A 6,386-nucleotide genomic window follows, 5' to 3' on the forward strand; every position below is an offset into this window, starting at 1 on the left:
AAAAGAATTTTCTCCTCTCTCAAAAGGCAAGTTAAAAAATTAATATCTATGTGTTATAATGTTCCACTATATTTCGAACGAAAAAATATCAAAATTTCAGATATTTTTTACCTTACCAGACAGAATCCTCACACAATCATTACGTTTTCCTCGGGAGAGAGCATTGCGACTACAATCCCGATAAAAGAACTTATGCTCTACTTGCCGGAAGAAGATTTTCTAAATATCTCAAAGGGCGTTGTTCTTCGAAAAAATCAAATTGTTCATATATCCGACGAAGGACTTTATACAATGACTGATGGTGCTGTCTTTCAAGGAAGAAAACGTAATCTGAGTCAGCACAAACAAATCCGTAAGTCACTTGGTTTAAATGTGCAGAACTATTCGGAGGTTTCAGAAGACAGCTCACTTCAATTATTTGATAGCTGTAGCTTTCTCAATGATATGCCACTTGCTTTTTGTATTATTGAACTTGTATTTGATGCGGAGGGACATGGTGTAGACTTTGTATTCCGTTACTGTAATGATGAAATAGCTGTTGTTGAGGGCGTTCCCGTTTCAGAAATGTTGAATCATTCCTTTTATGAAGTCTTTGAAAATGGGGATAAAAAATGGCTTGTTACTTATGCGGATGTAGCATTAAACGGCAATAAACATATCCTGCAGGATTATAGTCCGGAAATCGACAAGACTCTGACCATCTACTGTTTTCAACCTGCCAGCGGATATTGTGCATGTGTATTGATTCCGTCTTAGTGTTCTGCTATTTGGCGTATGCGATTACAAAATTATTTTTCTGTAAACAAAAAAGTGCGGAAGTCCTTGATTTTTTAAGGGTTTCCGCATCTTGAATTATCTTTTATTTTTCTGAACCAGGCAATTTTTTTATTTTAACAAATCGAGCAGCGTATATTCACCTTTTGGAATCTTAGCTGTTCTATGATACTCTTTTATTGCTTCCACAAGAATCCCGGAATTAGAAAAATAATTAAACACGTAATCATATGATTTTACGTCAGACATTCTAAGATTTTCCTTGCAAAAATCACTTGGTTTTTTCCCTGACTTTTTGAATTCTTTATACTGATTTTCAGCAACCAGTAGTCTTTCTGGCTTCCTATCCATTTATAATCTTGTTGTTTACTGATGCTTCAAGTATAATAAAATCTATAAAGGAAATACACGCACAGCATGTGGACTTAATGCCTGATAATCCTCATGTTCGCGATATACAGGGAGGTTATTCTCATGGGGAAACAATCTACGAGAGAAAATAAGACAATTTATCAGATTTGCCGGGAAAAAGCCGGTCTCACCAGATCAGAAGCCAGTGAAAAAATGACTGCTGTTTCTGATTCTAAAATTGAAAAGTTTGAATATGAAATGCAGGAACCCACACCTTACGATATCATCCAGATGGCTGATGCTTACAAGCGCCCGGATCTCTGCAATTATTACTGCTCTCATAAATGCGAAATCGGTCATCGTTATGTCCCGGAGGTCGAAGTTTCTGATTTATCCAATATAATCCTGGAAACCATTGCCAGTCTGAATGAGATTAATCCTCTTACCACACGTCTGATCCAGATTGCCCGTGACGGTAAGATCAGCGATGATGAGATCAAGGATTTTGCTTTTATCAGTAACAAACTGGATGAAATTTCTCTGGCAATAGATTCCCTGAATCTCTGGGTTGATAAAACAGCCGGAGAGCAGGGACTAAACATCGAATTGCTCAGAGAAGAAAAAAAGAAACAGAAATAAGTATGAAAAACAAGGCAGCGAACCTATTTATGGTCCACTGCCTCTTTCCTTTACATATACTGTAACTGGTTTATGATGTATTCCGTTCTGCGGATAGCTTCTTCCACCTGATGTCTGGCATTATTGATTCGATCCTGCACCATCCAATCCACAACAAATCCATCAAAAAAATAATCTGCAAAGGATAAGAAATCTCCAGTATTGATGTTCAGATTACAAGCCATGTTCACATCATTTAATTCCCTACTGAAATTACGAAGATCATATTTCGCCTGTTCCATATTTTGTCTGGCCTGATCCATCTTGGAGTGTTTCAACATCGTAGAAAAGAATCCACCGCCAAACATATCCACCAGTCCCCAATTTTTTGCACTGTTCAGGTTTTCTTTTGCTGTCCGAAGACTACTTAACGCTCGTTGTCCTGCTTCAATCGCTTCTCGTTTCTCTTTTTCTATATCATATCCCATAATTTCTTCCCTCCTCGTATTTTTATGAGTTAGATGATATAAGTGCAATGATTCCGCCGATGATCAACAATGGAAATGCAATATAAATCAGTCCACCAACAACCATTCCTATCAAAATCACCGGAAAAAATACAACTGTACAGAGCAACTTTAAGATTCCCCAGGATGCTTTTACACCAAATATAAAAAATTTTCCAATAAACCAGATCATGCATATAGTAAATAATAACGATAACATATTCTACTCCTTCTGACTCCTGTTATGATTTGAATCATTCATTTTTTTGATTGTTTACTTGATACAAACTCAGATGTATTTCTCACACCGATTTTACTACTGAATTCTGGGTTCTTCTCTATTTTTTCAATCATCCGAATTAACCTTATTCTCTGTGCTGTATCCATCTGCTTACCTCATTCTGACAGTTCTCCCTTTTGATATTGTCAGTATAACCGGATAACTTTTCAAAATATATACCTAATACAAAGAATTGAACATATGTAATTCTCAATTTTCGAGGAATATTAAAAAAGGTCCAGAGGGAATTGTTTCCTTCTGAGCCTATTGGTTATATAGCAGTATTTTTCATATTTGCTCTGATTTACTTTTTTTGTAATTTCTTCTCTGGAAATCTTCGAACCAAGGTGCATTCCTCGTTGCTTACACATATACGCTTTCATTGTTTCTATATTCTCATCAGCACTTCCTGACTCAAGTGAGCACGTTTGCGAATTGTTTTCCTCATTATTTACATGCCACACTTCCAGAGCAGAAATTTGCATATGTTTTATGCATAACTATTGTTCCATTTGAAAACTTAATATCAATATCATTTGCAGAACCATATCTAACTATTTTAGCTTTCATTCCATTTCTCATTATCTTCTCTGTCCATAACCGTTCATTTTTCAAAGTACGCCTCAGTTGCGGAATCCCAGGTTTACCTATAGCTCCGTGAATAAAATCCTCATTTTTTCTATCTTTCACAATAGTGCCATCTTTAAATTTAACGGTGATATGATTTGCATCTTTTACTTCAATAATCTCCGCCTCCTCATTACCTCTGTTTTGAATTTTTTTATCCCCTATATGATTTCTTGCATAACAGGAAGGCACTGCTACACTACCTGTACTAAATCTTTCCCATCTTGTTTTTACTATTTCTCCATTATCAAACTTCACTTTGATATCATTACTCAAATTATATTCAATCACTTCTGCCATCATCCCGTTCTTCATTTGTTTTCGTAAATTTAATCTTTGATTCTTTTTTGCCAGACTTGTATCTTTGGGATGTGAAATATTTCCTTTAACAAAACTTTGATAACATTTATGATATACAATTTCTCCATCCTCGAACTGTACAGTGATATTTCGACAACTAGACATTTTAATGATTTCTGCAACCATACCATTATTCATTTTTTTCTTTTCATATAAATGAATCGTTGCACGTTTATTATTTGATACATATTCCTTTATTGTACGTTTATCTTTCTCAAAGTTTATAAACTTATCATCCTTTTTGAGAACATCTCTGACAAAACTTTTCAGGCAACATTCCAATGAAGCTGACATAAATCTACTATCCTCTAAAATATAGTTTCTTCCACTAACACCAGAACATCCCGGTTCTCTAAAACGATAAAGTTTTATTCCCAACTTTTCAACTATTTTATTCTTTCCTTCATCATCTTTATTTTTAGTATGAGAATATTCACCATCATACTCAATCGCTATTTTCAGCTTATCATTATATAAATCAAGCTCTTTCCCTTCTAAACCAACTCTGTCAGAACGCTTTGAACGTTGTGGAATTCGAACAAACCCCAATGACTCTAAATAAAATCTTAATACCAATTCATTTTGTGATACATTTCCTCCAGGAATTGTAGGATGTGCAATACTACCGATACAAAAATCCCGCCAGGATACTCCCGTTCTTTTTCCTCCATCTTCAAACAAAATATCCATATCATGACTCCCCCTGTATTCAATAACCTCAGCAGTCAATCCATTATTCATTACCTTTTTCTCGCCAATTCGCTCTTCTCTATTTCTTGAAGCTTTAAAATGTTTTTCATAGTTGAAGTTTCCCTCAATAAAGTATCTCCAATTTTTTAACTTCATTTCTTTCCCATCACAAAATCTGATTATAAAATTTTCACAAGTACTATAACTTACAACTTGTGCCCTCTTTCCATCCCTGGATGTACTCTCTACCCCTATTCTTTCACTTGCTTTTGTTATGTATTTTCTCATTTACACGCCTGCATTCTAATTTGATAAGTGTTTCTTTCTAAAATCAAAAAATCCTGTTCTGTACACCAAAACATTATTTTTTGACTTCCTTTATTATATTTTTCTATATAAAGAAATTCCCAGAATACTTACTGCTATCACAATAAGAAATTTTCCAAATCCTGATATTGTATATTCTAGACCTCTCATACAAATAATCTATCTTCTATTAAATTGTCTTCTCTTCATCACCGTACATGATGAATCATTGTCAAATCATATCTGTTGTCAATTTGATGTCATTTAGTTATTTCTGTTGTCAGATGAAAGTGTTCATAAGCCCTTCTTAAAATATATCCATTGTTGCAGTCAAATGTTCAAATGTTTCCTGTTTTTTCTCCTCTGTCGCTTCTGCATAGATATCCAGACCGTCCATCTGATCTTTCATGAGCTGTGCTTCTTTTTCCCAAAGCGTTACAAGGTCTTGTGCATAAACATATTTACGTCTTCCGAGTGGATCCGTATAAGTATATACATATCTCCCGTCTGAACGTCTCTGTGATTCACCTTTCCGCAAGACTCTGCTCCGCAGATCTTTTCTGTCTGTGCCATATAAAATCCTCCTTCAAATAAAGGAAGGACTATATATTATTCAGGTCTGTTCAATACTTTTTCCAGTCCCTGCAAGACAACTTCTGTCACAGTCATTTTGTATTTCTTTGCTATTTTCTTTGTTTTCTCTACATCTTTACGTGCATATCCCATACACGGCACCTCCTTTTTTGCATGAAAGCAGCTAACCTATTTTTCATAGACTAACTGCTCGTGTTAAATTCTATATTCAGTTTTATTCTACAAATCCGACAGTGAAATTCGGTCGTATGCGCCATTTTTCTTATCTTCCGGATGTGGTTCCAGTCCGATAATTGTAATATCTTTCTGGTCTGGTCCATAAACCCAGTACATTCTCATTGCGCCACTGGTTTTATTTTCCAGATATGATTGCCACACTTTCATTCCATAACGTCTGGATAATGGCTCTATTTCATGGGTTTGAAGACTCGGATAACCCGGATCAGCCGACAACAGCTTTAAAGCCTTTCCCCATTTTTTATACAACTGTTCTTCCTTCTTTTTTATATTACCGGAACGATATTTCTCCTGCAGATCTAACCAAAGTTCCTGCATTTCAGGAATTCCCATTCGTATATTAAAATTCATCTCTTATTCCTTTTAAAAATCTGACAGGTCAATAGCCGGGGAAACATCGCCTCTCTTAAAGTTACTTACTGCACGATCCATATCTGCCAGAGTTCTGGCTGAAATGCTCTCTGGCACTGCCAGTTCCCGAGGTTCCAGAATAATGCAGCCATTTCCGTATTCTTTTACATTGTAATACTGATAAGCAGCTCCTCTGAGCGTAATTCTTTTTTTGTTATCCAGATGGGCAACATAATCTTTCATTACTTCCATTACCAACACCTCCTACGCAAGCATTTGTGTGGGAAATCCCACCTCTTATTATTATAATACGCTTTTTATATTATCTGTCAATCTACTTTTACTTACTCCTGATGCTTGAAAATATTCATACGCTGGCAGACGGCAGGTGGCAGATAGGGTATCTATGAAAATCTGTATTTGCTTCAATGACTCTGCCACCCATCATTCTTTTAATCGAATACTGTTTTCCTGTTTTTCATTTACTCGATACTCCAACTCATTCTTCATCCGGCTTCTTACATCACACATGGTTCTTCCAGAAATTCCCTGTTCCTTTGCTTTTTCATCTAATTCCCTGATTGAAATTTCTTTTTTATCAGCAAGCAGTTCCCTGATCAATTTTCTCCCTCGCTCCAGCTTTGTTTCTGTTGCTTTTCCTTCTTTCCCATCTAAAATTTTATTAAACCGAC

General features: G+C 35.7%; 8 protein-coding genes and 2 pseudogenes. 2 read left to right on the forward strand and 8 right to left on the reverse strand.

Features of this window, described 5'->3' with window-relative positions:
- The first annotated feature begins 48 nt into the window (after positions 1–48).
- Positions 49–756: a LytTR family transcriptional regulator DNA-binding domain-containing protein gene (locus PGR14_RS15145; RefSeq protein WP_055248902.1), complete on the forward strand. Its 708-nt coding sequence runs from the start codon at positions 49–51 to the stop codon at positions 754–756.
- Positions 757–885: 129 nt separating this feature from the next.
- Here the strand turns inward: PGR14_RS15145 and PGR14_RS15150 are convergent, their stop codons facing one another.
- Positions 886–1,023: a hypothetical protein gene (locus tag PGR14_RS15150; RefSeq protein WP_008369085.1), complete on the reverse strand. Its 138-nt coding sequence runs from the start codon at positions 1,021–1,023 to the stop codon at positions 886–888.
- A gap of 225 nt (positions 1,024–1,248) precedes the next feature.
- Here PGR14_RS15150 and PGR14_RS15155 point away from each other — a divergent pair, with 225 nt between their 5' ends.
- Positions 1,249–1,764, forward strand: a complete 516-nt coding sequence (locus PGR14_RS15155) for a helix-turn-helix domain-containing protein (protein ID WP_044998574.1) — start codon at positions 1,249–1,251, stop codon at positions 1,762–1,764.
- 50 nt (positions 1,765–1,814) lie between these two features.
- Here PGR14_RS15155 and PGR14_RS15160 read toward each other — a convergent pair whose 3' ends face one another.
- The 7 genes and pseudogenes from PGR14_RS15160 to PGR14_RS15190 form a co-directional block, all read right to left on the reverse strand.
- Positions 1,815–2,231, reverse strand: coding sequence for a hypothetical protein (locus tag PGR14_RS15160; RefSeq protein WP_008369083.1), 417 nt, complete (start codon positions 2,229–2,231; stop codon positions 1,815–1,817).
- A 22-nt stretch (positions 2,232–2,253) separates the two neighbouring features.
- Complete coding sequence (locus PGR14_RS15165; protein ID WP_055248899.1) at positions 2,254–2,469, reverse strand: hypothetical protein; 216 nt, start codon at positions 2,467–2,469, stop codon at positions 2,254–2,256.
- 507 nt (positions 2,470–2,976) lie between these two features.
- Positions 2,977–4,494: a hypothetical protein gene (locus PGR14_RS15170; protein ID WP_270223654.1), complete on the reverse strand. Its 1,518-nt coding sequence runs from the start codon at positions 4,492–4,494 to the stop codon at positions 2,977–2,979.
- A 394-nt stretch (positions 4,495–4,888) separates the two neighbouring features.
- Positions 4,889–5,092 (reverse strand): annotated as a pseudogene (locus tag PGR14_RS15175) (integrase DNA-binding domain-containing protein); the annotation flags it as partial.
- Positions 5,093–5,325: 233 nt separating this feature from the next.
- Positions 5,326–5,694 carry a hypothetical protein gene (locus PGR14_RS15180; protein ID WP_015526702.1) on the reverse strand — a complete coding sequence of 123 codons (369 nt, stop codon included), beginning with the start codon at positions 5,692–5,694 and terminating at the stop codon, positions 5,326–5,328.
- A gap of 12 nt (positions 5,695–5,706) precedes the next feature.
- Entirely contained in the window at positions 5,707–5,946 is a 240-nt protein-coding gene (locus PGR14_RS15185) for a hypothetical protein (RefSeq protein WP_055248890.1), read from the reverse strand.
- A gap of 192 nt (positions 5,947–6,138) precedes the next feature.
- Positions 6,139–6,386 (reverse strand): annotated as a pseudogene (locus PGR14_RS15190) (AAA family ATPase); the annotation flags it as partial.

It is taken from the genome of Coprococcus sp. AF99-45, assembly GCF_027663865.1.
GTDB classification, from domain to species: Bacteria; Bacillota; Clostridia; order Lachnospirales; family Lachnospiraceae; genus Allocoprococcus; species Allocoprococcus comes.